At 48.7% G+C, this 15,910-nt stretch carries 16 protein-coding genes and 1 other RNA gene; 10 read left to right on the top strand and 7 right to left on the bottom strand.

Annotation, left to right across the window (positions count from 1 at the left end):
- Nucleotides 1-19: 19 nt before the first annotated feature.
- Nucleotides 20-1,519, bottom strand: a complete 1,500-nt coding sequence (locus JOY44_RS11255; protein WP_171573875.1) for a site-2 protease family protein — start codon at nt 1,517-1,519, stop codon at nt 20-22.
- A gap of 254 nt (nt 1,520-1,773) precedes the next feature.
- On the opposite strand from JOY44_RS11255, the gene JOY44_RS11250 reads away from it, so the two are divergent.
- Together JOY44_RS11250 and recR are read left to right on the top strand one after the other, a co-directional pair.
- Nucleotides 1,774-2,505: a hypothetical protein gene (locus JOY44_RS11250; RefSeq protein ID WP_197985185.1), complete on the top strand. Its 732-nt coding sequence runs from the start codon at nt 1,774-1,776 to the stop codon at nt 2,503-2,505.
- Between the two features lie 89 nt (nt 2,506-2,594).
- Nucleotides 2,595-3,188 (top strand): recombination mediator RecR, encoded by a 594-nt coding sequence (gene recR / locus JOY44_RS11245; protein WP_171575923.1) that lies wholly within the window; start codon nt 2,595-2,597, stop codon nt 3,186-3,188.
- Nucleotides 3,189-3,239: 51 nt separating this feature from the next.
- On the opposite strand, the gene JOY44_RS11240 is transcribed toward recR, so the two are convergent.
- On the bottom strand, nt 3,240-3,809 hold the full coding sequence (locus JOY44_RS11240) for a response regulator (RefSeq protein ID WP_171573874.1): 570 nt from the start codon (nt 3,807-3,809) through the stop codon (nt 3,240-3,242).
- Between the two features lie 362 nt (nt 3,810-4,171).
- On the opposite strand from JOY44_RS11240, the gene lipA reads away from it, so the two are divergent.
- Both lipA and psaX read left to right on the top strand, forming a co-directional pair.
- The gene (gene lipA, locus JOY44_RS11235; protein WP_197985184.1) at nt 4,172-5,125 is read left to right on the top strand and encodes a lipoyl synthase; all 954 of its coding nucleotides are present in this window, start codon (nt 4,172-4,174) and stop codon (nt 5,123-5,125) included.
- A 171-nt stretch (nt 5,126-5,296) separates the two neighbouring features.
- A complete protein-coding gene (gene psaX / locus JOY44_RS11230) occupies nt 5,297-5,413 on the top strand; it encodes a photosystem I protein PsaX (RefSeq protein WP_171573873.1) in 117 nt (38 codons plus the stop codon).
- A 109-nt stretch (nt 5,414-5,522) separates the two neighbouring features.
- On the opposite strand, the gene JOY44_RS11225 is transcribed toward psaX, so the two are convergent.
- Complete coding sequence (locus JOY44_RS11225) at nt 5,523-6,497, bottom strand: branched-chain amino acid ABC transporter permease (protein WP_171573872.1); 975 nt, start codon at nt 6,495-6,497, stop codon at nt 5,523-5,525.
- 502 nt (nt 6,498-6,999) lie between these two features.
- Here JOY44_RS11225 and JOY44_RS11220 point away from each other — a divergent pair.
- Nucleotides 7,000-9,591 (top strand): AMIN domain-containing protein, encoded by a 2,592-nt coding sequence (locus JOY44_RS11220; protein WP_171573871.1) that lies wholly within the window; start codon nt 7,000-7,002, stop codon nt 9,589-9,591.
- A gap of 10 nt (nt 9,592-9,601) precedes the next feature.
- On the opposite strand, the gene JOY44_RS11215 is transcribed toward JOY44_RS11220, so the two are convergent.
- The gene (locus JOY44_RS11215; protein WP_171573870.1) at nt 9,602-10,222 is read right to left on the bottom strand and encodes a DUF3172 domain-containing protein; all 621 of its coding nucleotides are present in this window, start codon (nt 10,220-10,222) and stop codon (nt 9,602-9,604) included.
- A 181-nt stretch (nt 10,223-10,403) separates the two neighbouring features.
- Here JOY44_RS11215 and JOY44_RS11210 point away from each other — a divergent pair, with 181 nt between their 5' ends.
- Nucleotides 10,404-11,750, top strand: coding sequence for an ABC transporter ATP-binding protein (locus JOY44_RS11210; protein WP_171573869.1), 1,347 nt, complete (start codon nt 10,404-10,406; stop codon nt 11,748-11,750).
- A gap of 17 nt (nt 11,751-11,767) precedes the next feature.
- Here the strand turns inward: JOY44_RS11210 and JOY44_RS11205 are convergent, their stop codons facing one another.
- The gene (locus tag JOY44_RS11205) at nt 11,768-12,490 is read right to left on the bottom strand and encodes a VCBS repeat-containing protein (RefSeq protein WP_171573868.1); all 723 of its coding nucleotides are present in this window, start codon (nt 12,488-12,490) and stop codon (nt 11,768-11,770) included.
- Between the two features lie 236 nt (nt 12,491-12,726).
- Between JOY44_RS11205 and JOY44_RS11200 the strand changes: the two genes are divergently transcribed.
- Nucleotides 12,727-13,626 (top strand): hypothetical protein, encoded by a 900-nt coding sequence (locus JOY44_RS11200; protein WP_171573867.1) that lies wholly within the window; start codon nt 12,727-12,729, stop codon nt 13,624-13,626.
- 86 nt (nt 13,627-13,712) lie between these two features.
- Here the strand turns inward: JOY44_RS11200 and queC are convergent, their stop codons facing one another.
- Nucleotides 13,713-14,423, bottom strand: a complete 711-nt coding sequence (gene queC, locus JOY44_RS11195; protein ID WP_171573866.1) for a 7-cyano-7-deazaguanine synthase QueC — start codon at nt 14,421-14,423, stop codon at nt 13,713-13,715.
- Nucleotides 14,424-14,449: 26 nt separating this feature from the next.
- On the opposite strand from queC, the gene ssrA reads away from it, so the two are divergent.
- The 3 genes from ssrA (at nt 14,450) to JOY44_RS11180 (ending at nt 15,494) form a co-directional block, all read left to right on the top strand.
- Nucleotides 14,450-14,838: a transfer-messenger RNA gene (gene ssrA, locus JOY44_RS11190) on the top strand.
- Between the two features lie 53 nt (nt 14,839-14,891).
- Nucleotides 14,892-15,248: a VOC family protein gene (locus tag JOY44_RS11185; protein ID WP_171573865.1), complete on the top strand. Its 357-nt coding sequence runs from the start codon at nt 14,892-14,894 to the stop codon at nt 15,246-15,248.
- Between the two features lie 6 nt (nt 15,249-15,254).
- Nucleotides 15,255-15,494 carry a hypothetical protein gene (locus tag JOY44_RS11180; protein ID WP_171573864.1) on the top strand — a complete coding sequence of 80 codons (240 nt, stop codon included), beginning with the start codon at nt 15,255-15,257 and terminating at the stop codon, nt 15,492-15,494.
- 18 nt (nt 15,495-15,512) lie between these two features.
- On the opposite strand, the gene lipB is transcribed toward JOY44_RS11180, so the two are convergent.
- Nucleotides 15,513-15,910: lipoyl(octanoyl) transferase LipB (lipB, locus tag JOY44_RS11175; RefSeq protein WP_171573863.1), on the bottom strand; the 398-nt coding region annotated here is incomplete at its 5' end.

Below are 15,910 nucleotides of genomic sequence, written 5' to 3'. Positions count from 1 at the left end.
ACCATTCCATTTAGCACCATTACATGTTCAAGAGCGTCGTCAAAAATTTGGGAGCGGGCAAAATAATTAACAATAGCAATGCTAGAGAAACAACGCCCCATAAGTCGCGGCGATTGTCTAATTCAGTCACATCGTTGAGCGCAGGTTCATCCATGGCAGGCATAAGGAACAAAATGATCGCCCAAAGCAACAGATACCGCTGCCAGTAGGACAAAACCAGTAAAAACAAACGGGCAATTTGACCCACTATTGCACCCATGCGTTGCCCCAACATGGCATGGACAATGTGCCCACCGTCGAGTTGTCCGACAGGCATCAAATTAAATGCGGTCACAATTAATCCTAAACTGCTGGCAACAGCAACCGGATGCATTTTCAAGGCAGTATCAGCCGTCAAAGTGCCACCCAAGGTTATCTTGCTCAAAATGGTTAGCAAGAGGGAGAATTTCGGATCAAATGCCTGAAAATTAAGGAATTCAGACGTTGCGGGCAAGGCGACTAAAGTAGAGTGTGCCAATCCCCAAATCAGCAACGGTAGGGCAACTGCAAAACCGACTAGAGGACCTGAAATGCCCACATCAAACAACGCTCTGCGGTTTGGAATGGGAGAACGGATTTGAATAAATGCACCAAACGTGCCAAACGGAAACCAGGGTAGCGGCAGTACAGGAATAAAGTAGGGTAGCGTCGTGCGAATATGATGGCGACGAGCGGCGAGGTAATGAGCGAGTTCGTGGACTCCCAGAATGGTTAACAGGGCGATCGCATAGGGAATTCCTTGGATGATAGAGATCGGGAATCCTTGCCCAAAATTGCCTGCTCCGCTCGAACTTCCGCCAATTTGCAACCAGGCAAGACAAGCCGTGAAAAAAGTTGCCGCCAGCAAGCTCAATGCGATAACGGGACGGTTGAAAGTGCTTTGCCCACTTTGAGTGCCTTTAGCGTGAGGATTGGTCACCAACGCAAAGAATGGCTTACCGTTGACCCCTTCTTGAAAGACAACTAAAAAGCGATCGCCAAACTTCTCCTCCACATTGGCTCGAATCGTTTGATACGCCACTTCTGGCTGGCTTTTTAGATGCCCCCGACAAATCACCGCTTGAGGGCGATACTCTAAATTTTGTAAATAATAAATCGACCATGGAAAACAGGCTTGCAAATAGCGCTCCTCTGATTGGTCAATGGGGCGAAGACTAGCCTGTTCTTTCGGCAACTCGCCCTCCTCCGACAGGGACGCGCCCAACTCACGGTTTGCAGAAGAACTTGCTTCTGAAGTTGGAATCCGCCCCCACTGGATCAAAAAGAAATACAGCGTTAGACAAACGACTAAAGGAATAAATATTAAATAGAAGGGTGGCGTTTTTTTGTCATTCGCTAGCGTCCATCCAATCCAAATGGAGGCAGGCATCATGGCAACTAGCCACAACAACCAGGTTGGGGTTCGAGATACGCTAGAAACCCCTCGCACGATAAAGTAAGTAGTCAGCCCTAGCAGAAAGAGCAAAAATAAAGGATTCATGGGTTTATATAAATCGGGCTGAGAAAAATACACTCCCAATCAGAGCAAAAAAGGAAAAAGACTGACCTGCGCGATTTTAGGCTTGAGTTCAGAATTCACCCAGTTTAGAGTTCGATTGCTCAAAGGTAAAAGATTTCTTCGACCCGCTTAGACATTGAATTATAACAATTTACTCAGAATGAGCCGATACTCAATTAATCCTACCTAGTTATCTCAATTGACTAGTTCAAAATCGCTTTTTGTTAACTAAAGCTGTGTCTCTAAACTCTCAAACTACACCAGAATCGACCCAACGCCAGCAACCAGATAAGGTACCAAAACTCATTCTGGATGCGAAAGATACTGCCAACTCGTCCGCTGTTTTTTCCTTCTCGCCTAGCCGAGACACTCTAGGAGGCACCGCTTATCTCATTGTAGAAGAGGTGAACATTTTAATAGATTGTCCCGCGTGGAACGATATAAACCAACACTTTTTACAACAGCAGGGCGGTGTGCAATGGTTAGTTTTGACCCATCGTGGCGCGATCGGTAAAGTCAAAGAAATTCAACAAACCTTCGGCTGTAACATTCTCATACAAGAGCAAGAAGCCTACCTGTTACCAGGATTAACCGTTACGTCCTTTCATCAGCACTTTGAGCTAACATCCCAAAGTCATGCCATTTGGACTTCAGGGCACTCTCCCGGTTCATCCTGTTTGCACTATAGCGGCTTTGGCGGCGTTCTATTTACTGGTAGGCATCTATTACCTACGCCTCAAGGGGCTGTCATGCCAATCAAAACTGCCAAAACATTTCACTGGCGGAGGCAGCTTCAAAACCTCCAAAAACTTGTGGCGGAATTCACTCCCGAAACCTTACGCTATCTGTGCCCTGGAGCCAATATCGGATTTTTGCGCGGTAAACCCTACGTTGACCAAGCCTATGAGCACATGAGCAAAATCAATGATGAGCAGCCGCAGCAAGGGTGTTTACCACCTAAAACCTGATACCTATTACCTAATTATTAGATCCAAAGCTGCGATCGCAAATCCCTCGTTAAAATAGAATATCCCAGGCTTTTAGAGGAAGGTTCCAGATTTATACTCGTCCACTTGCTCGCTTGATTGAGCACCTTCAACATTTACCGGGCATTGGTCCTAAAAGTGCCCAGCGGTTAGCGCTTTATATTCTCAAGCGTCCTGAAGAAGAGGTGAAAGCCTTGGCGATCGCTCTGATGGAAGCAAAAACCCAGGTTGGTTTTTGTTCTGTCTGCTTTCATCTATCTGCCGATCCTGTCTGTGAAATTTGTCGATCGCCCAATCGAGACAGCAACGTTCTTTGTGTCGTGTCAGAGTCCAAAGATGTGATTGCTCTAGAGAAAACCCGTGAATATCGAGGTAAGTATCATGTATTAGGTGGAACCATTTCACCTATGGATGGCATCGGTCCTGACCAGCTTCATATTCAGCCATTGGTGCGGCGAGTCAGTCAACAAAAAATTGAAGAAGTGATCATCGCCATCAGTCCAAGTGTGGAAGGGGAAACCACAACTCTGTACGTAGGACAACTGCTGAAACCCTTCACCAAAGTGACTCGCATTGCCTTTGGATTACCCATGGGCGGCGATTTGGAGTACGCCGATGAAGTCACTTTGGCAAGAGCATTAGAAGGGAGACGAGAACTAGATTAGGCATAATGCACAGCAAGGGCAGGTCTTGCGCGTTCCCGTCAGAGTCTTGTGCTATTTCATCCGTTGCTTGATGAAGTTGAGAATTTGACCCATTTGCTTCTTCATGCCGTCAATTTCCGCCTGCATACTCGCGATTTTTGCATTCAAAGCCTGAATATCGGCGCTACTAGAACCTGCGGCAGTTGCAACGGCGCTGGTTGCTGCTGGTGCGGTCGCTGCAACGGCTGCCACTCCTGCGGGTGGGCGGCGCTTGGCTTTTGCCATTGCGGTTTTAATCGCAGTGATTAGCTGAGGCTGATCAAATGGTTTTTGGACAAACTCAAAATACTCAAATGGTTCCTGAAGCTTTTCAGTGACTTCTTCTTTGCGCCCCGACATTAGCACCAAAGGAATAGCTTGCAGTGCAGGTTGGGTTTGGATGTTTTGAAACACTTCCCAGCCGCTCATTTTAGGCAGCAGGAAATCTAACATGATCAGGTTGGGACGCTCTTGTTGGATTAAATTTAGCCCCTGAACGCCATCCTTTGCTTCGAGCACTTCAAAGTTACCTTTGGGTAACATGTCGCGAACCATGGTGCGGATAACGTTGCTGTCGTCGATAACCAGGATTTTGTGAGCCACAGCCTAACTCCTTGGTGGTCTGCGAAATGGTAGAGAGGAAGAATTTCTAATTAAATTAGAGCGTATTTGAAATAACTAAATTAAACAGGTTGACCATAACAATGCGACCGCATCAATCTAACTCTCAGTATTGTACTCATGCGACACAATTACGCCACAGCCAGATGAATTAGTTTAGCTTTAACAGGGTTGGATCATTTGATTTCGAATTGGAAGGATTATAAACGGCAATTAATCACAGCCGCTTAACAAGCCAGAGCAATCTGGTGAAACCCCCAGCAGTTTTTCTCTTACCTGCTTTTGAATGGAACGCCCTAGAATCGTTATCATGTCGGTTTTGATGGATTATTTATTCGCTAGTCATGGCTAGTGTTCCCGTCTTTATGCCTGTTGAAACGAACTCATCCGATTTATTTAACCAGGGCGATCGCAGCCAATTGGTGAACCTGCCAGCCTGGTTGCGTCGTCCTGTAGGAAAAGCCAGCGAACTCTCCACGGTGCAGCGCATCATTAAGCAGCGGCAGATTCATACTATTTGTGAAGAGGGTCGTTGTCCGAATCGAGCAGAATGTTATGCCCAAGGCACCGCCACATTTTTGTTAATGGGACCGACCTGCACCCGTGCCTGCGGTTTTTGCCAGGTGGATAAGGGTCACGCCCCCATGCCGCTTGATCCAGAGGAGCCACGTAAGGTGGCGGAAGCAGTCAGCCTACTGGGACTCAAGTATGTTGTGCTGACATCCGTAGCGCGGGATGATCTGCCTGATCAAGGCGCAGATTGGTTTGTGCAGACAATGAATGCAATTCGTCAAAGGCATCCTGGCACTCAAATCGAGGTGCTGACCCCAGATTTTTGGGGCGGCAAGGAAGCAGACCTTTCACCAGAACATCTCCAACAGCAGCGCGTGAAAACGGTGGTCGAGGCTAAGCCTGCTTGCTATAACCACAATATTGAAACCGTGGAACGGCTTCAGGGAAAGGTGCGACGTGGTGCTAAATATGAGCGATCGCTGCGAGTATTGCAACTGGTTAAAGCTATCGATCCCGCAATTCTCACTAAATCAGGCTTGATGCTGGGGCATGGCGAAACTGAGGATGAAATTTTGGCAACCCTACAAGATTTGCGGTCGGTGGATTGTGATCGCCTGACCCTGGGTCAATATATGCGACCCTCGCTTGAACATTTGCCCGTCCAAAAATATTGGACCCCCGATGAGTTTCAGCAGCTTGGCGCGATCGCCCGTGACATGGGCTTTTCCCATGTGCGATCGGCTCCTTTAGTCCGCAGTTCGTATCATGCAGGAGAAGGGAGGTGAAAGGAGTCTCTAGTTCCTAGTGCCTCAAAACTCATATCCGTCACTTCACACTCAAAATAAACTCCGCTATCCAATTAATTTGCCTAGGACGTTAAATTTGACCTTAGAGTGTCGCAAAGCGAGCCATTCTTTGGTATCTCTTAAAAAGTCTATTCTTTTGGAGTACCATTTATGGCAACGCAAGCAACAACCAAAAAACCTTATACTTTCCGCGCTTTCTGGGCAATTTTGCTGCTGTCAGTCAATATTTTAGTGGCAGCTATTTACGCGCATATCGTCAATATCTAGAGGGGATAGGGATTCGGGGCTGGGGTTTAGGGATTCAGAGAAACCATCCCATCTATAGACCTCTTCCCCATTCCCTTCACTTAATTTGCCACTTGCCACTTGCTTTTCGCTAAGTCGTTCCTTTAAACAAACCTTGGGGGCGAACTAGCAATACAACCATCATAATGACGAGCGCGACAGCGAGCTTATATTCATTACGAATGCAAAGCCGACTTAGCCACGTTGGTAGACCCGCTGGACAATAGGTGCTGGCTTCTTGAGCAATTCCAATGACAAAGGCACCCACGATCGCACCATAAGCGTTGCCAATGCCGCCCAAAATGACGGCAGCAAACATTGGCAAAATCAAAAACCAACCCATATTGGGACGCACCGCTTCGACTAAGCCCAACATGCTACCGCCCAGCGCGGTCAGTCCGCCTGCAATAATCCACGTCCAAAAGATCACGCGGTCAACCTTGATCCCTGCCACTCGCGCTAGATCGAGGTCATCTGCAACCGCACGCATGGCTTTACCAATTTTGGTGTTTTGCAGCAAGTAATGCAGTCCGATGATGGCAGCGATCGCCATGCCAATCACCAGCAGATCATAGAGGGGTAGCCGCAGATTGGAGAACTCAAGTGCTTCAGCAACAGGCAAGTTATAGCGCTGGTTGCTGCCACCCCAAATCAAAATAATGCCGTTGCGAAGAAACAGTGCCAGCCCGATAGAAATGATAATCAATGTGGCAGGGGTGGCACGGCGCACCCGCATCGGTGCCCAGATGAGTTTTTCGGTTAATAGGAAAGCGGCGATCGTCACCAATGCCCCCGCAATCATGGAAAGCCAAACATTGATGCCCAAGCCGTTGATATACAGCGTTGCATAAGCGCCCAGGGTCATAAAATCACCATGGGCAAAGTTTGAGAGGCGCAAAATGCCGTAGGTAAGGGTTAAGCCAACCGAGCCAAGGGCAATGATGCTGCCCAGAGAAATGCCATTGAGAACCAGTTGGGCGAACTGAACCAATTCGGGACTTATTTTCAGTCCTGAATTATCCAGAGAAATACTATTGAGAATCAGTTGGACGAATTGAGCGGACATCCGGCAATGCTTGTAGGGAGCTTAATCTTCCCGATTGTGCCGGAATTTAAGCACCGAAGCAACTTGTAGATTGAATTAGCGCGATCGCGTTTTGGGGTTATTTGCCAAATGATATCAGCACGAGCTTCCATGCCAGGTTAGAGCGGATAGCGGCGATTTCCCTTAGCAAAATAGGAGCGTTCTAGTTGAAGGGTCACTATCAGGGCAAAGTGATGCTGGAGGGGACCTCTAAGCAATTACGGACTCAATTGGATCATTACTTTAAATACTAGAAATTTTTGACGCTGACATTCACGCGCGTAATTGTAAATTTTCTTAAAGCTTGCGCTACATTTAGCAAGATCTAGCGTAAATAGTAGCAATCTGGCTCTATATCTGGTGATATGCCGATTGGCTGGACGAAAGTGCGATCGCTGATTCTGCTGAAATCTTTCTAGCGCAATCTTTCTAGCGCCAAGTCTAGCGCAACTTTCAGAAACCCTGTGCCTATTCCTAAAACACCATGCAAAACCCAGAATTTGAGCCTAGACAGAACTCCTTTCCTACCGCGGATTGCTCGGTGGATGTTCCGCAGCTATTCAAGTTGGGGCTGGTGGGAATGCTGGCTGCTGGAACGCTGGCGATCGCGGCGGCAAAAGTGCAGGCTGCGGCTCTAACCAATTGGCGCTACGACCCTTCTGCTCGGCAATTGGAAGTAACTGTAAAAGAGGGCGTAACGCCACGCTATTTTTTAATGGCGCAACCCGCCCGGATTGTATTGGATCTTCCTGACACTGAAGTGGGCAAAGTCAGCGTCAAAGAAACCTACTCTGGGGCGATTCGTCAAGTTCGCGTCTCACAATTTCAGCCCGGTCTAACGCGAATTGTGATGGAGCTTTCTGCGGATGCGGTCTTTGCTCCAGGACAGGTGAAATTGGAAAAGGCAAATAAATCAACTTGGGTATTGCGCCCGTTAATCGCTAGTGCGCCAACGGATGTAGCCGTGGAAAGCCCTGTAAAAAAACCAATTCGGGCGATTTCGAGCCGTGAAAGTGCCAATCAGCCCAGCCCAGTACCTGTCTCGGTTTTGCCACCCCCGCCGCCGGTGATCGATTTACCTTCCAGTGCGCCATCATTGCAATCGAAGCCATCCACTAAGGTAGTCACCGTTCCCCCACCGAAGACATCAGTTAAAGTGGATGCCGTTGGAGCTCAGCCGATGCTGCCGCCTGAAGGTTCTGATGTCAGCCCAATGAATAGTAATTTGATGGAGGGTGATGTTTCCCTGCCGCCAGTTACTCGCCAGGTTGCTCCTTCCCAGTCTGTCCAGGCAAGCCCTGGTGGTTTGTCAACGGCACCATCCACACCAACTCAGACGATCTCGCAAGTATCTCCCACCGAGCAAACAACTCCATTGCCGCCCAGCACAGCGCAGCCAATTTCTGATCTGTCGGTCGATGTGACGAAAGCCGTCAAGTTGGAAGTGCCACCGCCGCTCTCGCTACCCGGAAACGGCTCTCCCGGAAACGGCTCTAGTGTAGTGGTGCCAACCGAGCGATCGCTTGCCATTCCGGCAACGATGACGGGTCTTTCAACTTTTTCAGGATCGGGAGCGCCAGCATTGGGAGTTGTCAGCCAGGGCACTCGTACTCTGCCAGTGCCGATACAAACCCAACCCTTGACCGTCCCAGCGATCGCTCCCATGGCCGATCCAACGGCAGTTGCAGCAAGCAAACTTGGAGAGGCGATCGAAATCCCATCGACGCTGCGAATAGCCACCAATCGTTCTGCCCAGGTCAGTGTTCCAGCCATCACAGCGTCAACCCCAACCCAACTGACCTCCGTTCCTCCTTCCATTACATTTTCTGCGCCGCCTCAGGCTGCCATGCCTCCCCTCAACTTACCGATTCTCCCTGCTCAAGCATCACCCAGGGTCATACAGCCGCCGATTTCTAGCGTGATGCAATCACCCATAACTGGGTTTCAACCTCAGTTACCGACCCTTCAACCCGCACCCCTACCAATCCTACAGCCGCCAACCTCCAGCGTGATGCAATCATCCGCGCCACTCCAACTGCAATCGCCTCAATTGCTGCAACCAGTGCAAACCATTCAACCACCCATTTCCAGCGTGATGCAGTCTGGACCACCGATGGTGACGCTGCCATCTGCGGTGACTCAACCGCCTATTTCTAGTGTGATACAAACGAATAGAATACAGATGCCTGCGGTACAGTCGCCTCTGTCTAATCCTCAGGCGATCGCGTTAAGCACGGCTCAACCTGTGCCCAGCTTACCCCAGTCTACTTTTGCAGATAGGGCAGCAAATCAATCAGCCATGGTTTCAGTGCCTCCTTTGCCAACTACAGTACCCGCGCCTCAAACTTCAGTCGTTTCGGTGCCGCCATTACAGCCCCTGAGTCTCCCTTCTGCGACTGCGGCACCTGCTCAACCGTCTCCTACAGCACCTTCTGGAGATGCGTCCACCCCTCCGTCTACCATTGAGTTTGGCAAATCCTTACCGATTACCGGAGCGACGGCACTAAATACCGTTCCCACGACTCTGCCGAATTATTCAGCCCCAATGATGCCATCAGGGACCTCGCCGCTAGCAATGCCGATGGTGTACCAATCCTCGGTGCCCAGTTTGATTTTGCCGGCTGGAGCAACGCTAATTTTAAGCTATCCCGGAACCATGAACCTCAGCTTAGATGCGGGAACTCCCCGGCAGGAAGTGCTGATTTTGCAAACCGAGGTGCGCGACTCTCTCGGAAATGTAGTGTTTCCAAGAGGCAGTTACGTAACTGGACAGTTTGATACAAGCCGCGAAGGCAGTCGGTTTATAGCAATGGCAATTTCCCAAGGCGATCGCGCAATTCCCTTTGCTGCCGAATCTGATCCGATCAATGGCAATCGAGAGATTTCAGGATCATCCCTAGCGATCTATTCAGGAGCAGGCGCATTGGCAGGTGGGGTAGTGAGCAAGTTCTCAGGTCTAGGCGTTTTGTTAGGCGGGGCTGCCGGGGCTGCAACCAACCTCTTCACCTCGCCTAAACCTGCCACAATTCAACCAGGGCAAATAATTCAGGTTCGCATGACCCGTGAAGTGCGTTAACTAAAATGAGTTAAAACTGCTTGTTGTCAGGTTCAGCAACGGGTTTACCATCAGGACCGTTTTGATCTAAAAACAGATTTTTGGCAACATCGTTCTGGTAAATACAGCTAATGTCAGGAGAGCTTTCCAATGCTCCAGTAAAGCCAAACGTGTTCATTCGCCGCTTACATTCATTCACCTGTTCAGAATTCACCAATTTTCGCTGCTCCAAAATTGACCAGTTGTTGGTTCGCAACACGCATCCAGGACGAGACGTTGGCTGAGAAACATAAAAATTTAACGGGTTCAGCGTTACAAAAACCCGTAGATCAGTAACGATCGCGCTGGCACCAAACTGAACACAGATTTCCGGGTTCGGCGCTTTGGTATCCAGGTCGCTCTGGGTCACAATTTTTGTACCTGTATTGCTGTTGCTGCCACCTACAGAGCTAAAGCCCATGCCCAAACCAATTCCCAGGATCAAAACCCCCGCTAATACCGCCAGTGATGTAGCGTTAAGACCCGTAGGTTTTTCAGGCTTGCGGGGTGGCTTATTACTCGGTTCTGAAGCGGGATAATCATCGTACTCACGCTCAAACTCGCGATCGCGTTCGTAGTTGTCGATAGAGGAACGGGGACGACGCTTTGCCATGGGTTTGTCTATTCAATATGCATCACAGTTTCTGTTTGAGTTTAGCAGTTGGGGCGAGAGATGACAGGCGTTTATCCAGAGATCGGGGTGAAGTGTGGGTTGATTCAGCTTAAGACGTGAGCGCATCTTGAACTTGCCCTAAGATGGGGAAGATCAATAGCGGGTTATAACGTCAAGCATCGTGGCACAAGTCGTTTTAGAAACTATTTATAAAAGCTTTCAGAAAAAAGCGAAAGAGTCGGAGAGTGCGGCAGTCCCAGAACAGACCTCGCTCCGCCAGTCGGCTGCGGTTCTGCGAAACATTAACTTAACGGTCAACGATCGCGAGTTTATGGTGCTGGTTGGTCCATCAGGCTGTGGCAAAAGCACCCTGCTACGGCTGATTGCCGGATTAGAAGACCTGACGGGTGGCAACATTTATATCGGCGATCGCCTAGTCAATGATCTGCCGCCTAAAGACCGCGATATTGCCATGGTGTTTCAAAATTACGCCCTCTACCCCCACATGACGGTCTACGACAACCTGGCATTTGGGTTGCGAAGGGCGAGTAGAAAGTACGGAGTTCAAGGTGCGGGGTACAAAGTGCAAGATACGGAGTTCAAAACTCCAAACTCCGTTCGCGTAGCGTCTCCAAACTTTGAACTCCAAACTCCGAACTCCAAACTCCCTTTATGGCTAGAAAATTTGCTGATTGAAACCACCCGCAAACTGCCAAAGGGATTGCGCTATCAGCCCCAGCGAGAAAAGGAGATTGATCAGCAGGTGCGGAGTATTGCCCAAATTTTGCAAATTGATGGCTTACTTGATCGGTTGCCAAAACAGCTATCAGGGGGACAAAAGCAGCGGGTAGCGTTGGGCAGAGCCATGGCGCGAGATCCACAGGTATTTTTGATGGATGAACCACTCTCCAACCTAGATGCGAAATTGCGGGCAGAAACACGATCGCAAATTGTTAAACTTCAGCGTCAACTAGGCACAACAACAATTTATGTCACCCATGACCAGACAGAAGCGATGACCATGGGAGATCGCATTGCTGTGATGAATGCGGGACAGATTCAGCAAATTGCTTCTCCACTGGAGCTTTATAATCATCCAGCTAATCGGTTTGTCGCAGAATTTATTGGCTCACCACCGATGAATTTCTTGCCAATTCAGGTAAAAGCGCCGCTGTTGATTAGTCAAGATCCATTTCGGCTAACACTTCCAGCCGTTTGGGAAGCGGCCCTCAAGCGCTACGACGGGCAAGAAATTTTGCTAGGAATTCGTCCAGAACATCTGAGTGTGGGGATGCCAGCCCCCAAAAACTTGCAGGTGCGGGTGGAATTGGTGGAAGCCTTGGGCAGCGAAACCTATCTCACCGTGCGCTGGTTAGATGCACCAACCAAGCACCCGATGTCGCTGCAAGCCCGAATCGAACCCGATCACTCCGTTCAAGTGGGAGATGATGTGTGGTTGGCGATCGCCCAAGACAAAATTCACCTGTTTGATCCAAGCACCGGATTAGCGATCGCCCAAAAACCCTAGTAAAGTCCCTACATTAGTTACTGTTCAATTGGCACCAAGGTCGGCTGCATCAGCATAGTAAAACTTTGAGTCTTCTGTTGAGTAGGGCAACAGGCAGGATCTTTTTCACCTTGAACGAGCATATCTAGCTTAACCCGCTTGTTTTGCGTTTGCATCGAGTTCACCCTAGTGCGATCGCCCAAAATCACGGGAGTGAGCGGTTTTAGGGTGCCATTGTTATTCCAGGCTGTACTCAAATAAATAAAATTGGCAGAGCCGCCTGTATTCACGCCCAGCAGCGCCACTCCATCTTTTTTACCATCGCCTGTCAGGTCATCAAATATCACCATGCCGGGTTGGATGCCCAAAGTCACTGTGATTTGCTTCTGAGGATTTTTATAGCTGCCGTTTGTGAGGGTGACGGTGCCCACATCGGGAACTTGATAAGTCGCATTTTGCATTTGCTTGAGAGCATTGCACCAAGCCTGTTTGTCCGCCGTCCACACTTCACGGGTTAAACAATTATGCCAAGGGTTAGAGGTGCTGGTTTTTGGCGGCACTACTGCTGGTTTCGTTTTAGGACCATAGCGATCGCACCAAACTTTTTTCTCCGCACTCCAGACTTCACGCGTCAGGCAATTGTAAGGAGGCTTTGCTTGGGCGATCGCAGAAGACCGGGTCTGCGCTCCCGCCAATCCACCTAAACTCATCAATCCCAATCCTGCACTTAAAGCACCTAACACGAATGTTCGATTCTTCATCAGTTCTCGCTAACCCACGACAATAGCTGACCATCCTACATCAATAGGACTCTCATTCTTTGTCGAACATAATCGGTCAGTTGTTTCGCTGCATCCCATGGAAAACGGGAATACAAGCCTTTTTTATCAACTCATTCATAAAGTTGCTGGCGGTAGTATTTAGCCTAATATGATTTACCGAAAAAATTATTTCGTAATTTTTAAGCCCCAAGCGAATTTTTAAGGCACATCATTACATGGTTTCTAATTGGACTCTATTTTCTTTGCTGACGACTCTTCCAGTTTTACTCAATCCTTTAAAGGTGGATGCCCAGCAATGGTTACCCATTCGAGGAGGCAGCGAAAATGGCATTAGTGGAATCGCCTTGCTAGAACATAGTCCGCGTTCCACTTCATTTTTGGTTGTTCATGACAACAAAAAGGACAATGAAAAACGCGTTGGAATAGTTCTGCTAGAAGATACAAAACTCCCTCAATATCAACCTCTCACCTGGCAAGCAGATTCTTTACCTGTAGATTTAGAAGCTCTCGTGATGGTGCCGAGAATGACAAACTCGTTTATTGCTTTAACGAGCGATGGCACCGCTTATCATTTGTCGCTTGATTCCTCACATCGGGCTGCTATCGTCCATAAAACATTCAGCCTGCCAAAAGCAGCCCCCAAAAGCAACTTTGAAAGTTTCGCCCTACAAACCGTCAATAATACACTGGTCGCTGTTTGGGCACATCGGGGAGGAGATGAAACACCTGCCATACTCTATTGGAGCTTATTTAATCTCAAAAACTATGCCTTTTCAGAGGTGCGATCGCTGCCCGTAACAGTTCCCTATCCTGCACAAGATGTTCGTCATGCATCCGATGTAAAAGTCGATCCATCGGGCACCGTTTTTATCACAGCTACATCCGACCCAGGAAACGATGGACCGTTTGAGTCTGCCTTTTACATCGCCGGACAAGTGAGCATCGTTGACGGCAAACCGATATTTATTAAGAACTCAGCACCTGTACGCCTAAATCACTTTCTTGGACACAAAATTGAAGCATTTGAGTTAGTTCCAGGCAAAGATGGCGGCGTTGTCTTTGGTACTGATGATGAAAATATGGGATCTTCAGGTTTTTACAAGCCCATGTTTTAAATCGTGTCCTGTGTTGTTTTAAAACTCTTTAAGATGGTGACCATCAACCTATCATTTTGCCAAAACAATCGTCGTAGCTTAAAACTTTACTTTTTTGGAGAATAAGGTGAAGACCAAAACTCAACTCCGATCGCCGTTGCTAAATCAGCGCGTCCTGCGTCAATTAAAGCTTTGTCTCGAATTCGGCAGGAATCACATCGTCCACATGGGTCTGCATCCCCTTGATAACAAGACCAGGTGAGTTCAATTGGAATGCCAAACGTCAAGGCCTTACGCACAATATCGACTTTGGAATCCATGACCAACGGTGCAATTAAAATGGGTGCACTGCCTTCTAAGCCTGCTTTAGACGATAGTGTAGCAAGTTGCTGAAAGGCGCTGAGATAAGCAGGGCGACAGTCGGGATAGCCAGAATAATCCACAGCATTGATGCCAAGATAAATCGCATTGGCACCTTTGGCTTCTGCTAAGGACAGGGCGATCGCAATGAATACAGTATTCCGCCCTGGTACATAGGTGACTGGAATTTCTCCTGACTGAATCCCTGTTTGAGGAACCGCGATCGCGGAGTCTGTGAGCGCTGACCCGCCCCACTGTGCCAAATCGACACTCAGGATGAAGTGGTCTTGAATGTCCAAATGAGCTGCTACTTGCTGTGCCGCCAGAATCTCGCGATCGTGCCGTTGCCCATACCGTAGTGAGAGGGCGATGAGTTCATAGCCATCGGCGATCGCTTGGGCTGCCGCAGTCGCTGAATCCAACCCACCCGATAGTAATACAACAGCTTTTGGTTTCATAGAGCTATAATGGTAAAACACTACGCGGGGCTGTAACGGTTTCGACGTGCTGGCGAACGTTATGTTGTGATGCAGGTCGAGAGCGAGCTAACTCTCGGAAATCAATGGCTCAAAAAACAGTACATGCGAACAACATCGTACCCTTTGCTCGTAAGCAAGCACTAGTTGCTGCCTAACAACCCCTAGCGGTTCGAGCGTCCGTCATTTGACTCCGTTAAGGATGATGGACCAACCCCCCAACGGATGCTCCAGTTCACCGTCTCTGGTTAGTAGCTGGCTAAGACTTTACCAGAGAATCCCATCGTCCGGGATAAGGGACGATTCCCGCGTTGAGGATCAGAAACGCTAAACCTGTGAATGAGTGATGTATTAATACCCAGGGCGGACACGGGTTCGACTCCCGTCAGCTCCATTAACTAGCAAAAGAATAAGGTAAATTAGGGGCGTATCACGGTATGCCCCTAATTTATGAACATTACTCGCTATCTCCATACTGCGATTCTGGTTGACGACCTGGAAAAGGCAGAACATTTTTATGGAACTGTGTTGGGTTTGGAACGGTGCGATCGCGCGCTTAATTTTCCCGGTGCCTGGTATGAAGTGGATGGATACCAAATCCATCTGATGCTAGGCACACCGGCAGAACTACATAATGTGGAAAGGTGGGGACGAAATCGACATATTGCCTTCGCAGTGGCAGACTTAGAGGCGGCAAAGGCACAATTGCAAGCGCATGATTGCCCCATCCAACTAAGTGTTTCTGGTCGAGCAGCAATTTTTTCACAAGATCCGGATGGAAACATCGTTGAGTTGAGTCAACTATAAGAGCGGGTGCCAAATCAAGCAGGTAAGGTGCAAAAAGTAGAGAGTTCATCCATTGGAGGCTTACCGACTTACGAGCCTAAACAGCGCGTGTTGGCGGTCACCTCCAAGTATCGAGGTTTAGGAGACTGCGGTTCTCAGGCGAAATATAGGGTGGAGAACACGGCGCTGAAGCTGCTGGAATTTAAAGCTAAGTTTGCCTGTGATGGCAAGTTAGCGCCTCTTCAAACGTTGTACAGGACAAAGTGAAAGCGAATAAGGCTTCTGCTAAGCATTCGTGAGTTGCATTTGAAAGACATTGGCAAATGCGATCGCCACCTGTTTCCTTACCTGAGCAATCTGAATCCCTGGAATAAACTGTTCCATGCTGCCAACGGCTTTGTCGGCAATGCCGCAGGGCACGATTTGCTCAAAGCCACTCAGATCAGGACACACGTTGAGCGCGAACCCGTGCATCGTAATCCAGCGGCTGACTTTGATGCCGATCGCTGCCACTTTGCGATCGTTCACCCAAACGCCCGTCATCCCCACAATTCGCCTGCCCTCTAGCCCATACACTCCCAACACTTGAATCAACACCGCTTCCAATTGACGCAGGTACCAATGCAAATCTTTTTGGTGGTAAGTCAAATTCAAAATTGGGTAGCCCACCAACTGACCAGGAC

The organism is Leptolyngbya sp. Cla-17 (assembly GCF_016807185.1).
Classification (GTDB): Bacteria; Cyanobacteriota; Cyanobacteriia; order Leptolyngbyales; family Leptolyngbyaceae; genus ULC077BIN1.
This window is presented reverse-complemented; position numbering and strand designations above follow the sequence as displayed.

What these genes read in the sequence shown, in the direction of transcription:
- JOY44_RS11255 (WP_171573875.1), bottom strand. Translation starts at nt 1,519, where the DNA reads ATGAATCCTTTATTTTTGCTCTTTCTGCTAGGGCTGACTACTTACTTT.
- lipA (WP_197985184.1), top strand. Translation starts at nt 4,172, where the DNA reads ATGGCTAGTGTTCCCGTCTTTATGCCTGTTGAAACGAACTCATCCGAT.
- psaX (WP_171573873.1), top strand. Translation starts at nt 5,297, where the DNA reads ATGGCAACGCAAGCAACAACCAAAAAACCTTATACTTTCCGCGCTTTC.
- JOY44_RS11225 (WP_171573872.1), bottom strand. Translation starts at nt 6,497, where the DNA reads ATGTCCGCTCAATTCGTCCAACTGATTCTCAATAGTATTTCTCTGGAT.
- JOY44_RS11220 (WP_171573871.1), top strand. Translation starts at nt 7,000, where the DNA reads ATGCAAAACCCAGAATTTGAGCCTAGACAGAACTCCTTTCCTACCGCG.
- JOY44_RS11215 (WP_171573870.1), bottom strand. Translation starts at nt 10,222, where the DNA reads ATGGCAAAGCGTCGTCCCCGTTCCTCTATCGACAACTACGAACGCGAT.
- JOY44_RS11205 (WP_171573868.1), bottom strand. Translation starts at nt 12,490, where the DNA reads ATGAAGAATCGAACATTCGTGTTAGGTGCTTTAAGTGCAGGATTGGGA.
- JOY44_RS11200 (WP_171573867.1), top strand. Translation starts at nt 12,727, where the DNA reads ATGGTTTCTAATTGGACTCTATTTTCTTTGCTGACGACTCTTCCAGTT.
- queC (WP_171573866.1), bottom strand. Translation starts at nt 14,423, where the DNA reads ATGAAACCAAAAGCTGTTGTATTACTATCGGGTGGGTTGGATTCAGCG.
- JOY44_RS11185 (WP_171573865.1), top strand. Translation starts at nt 14,892, where the DNA reads ATGAACATTACTCGCTATCTCCATACTGCGATTCTGGTTGACGACCTG.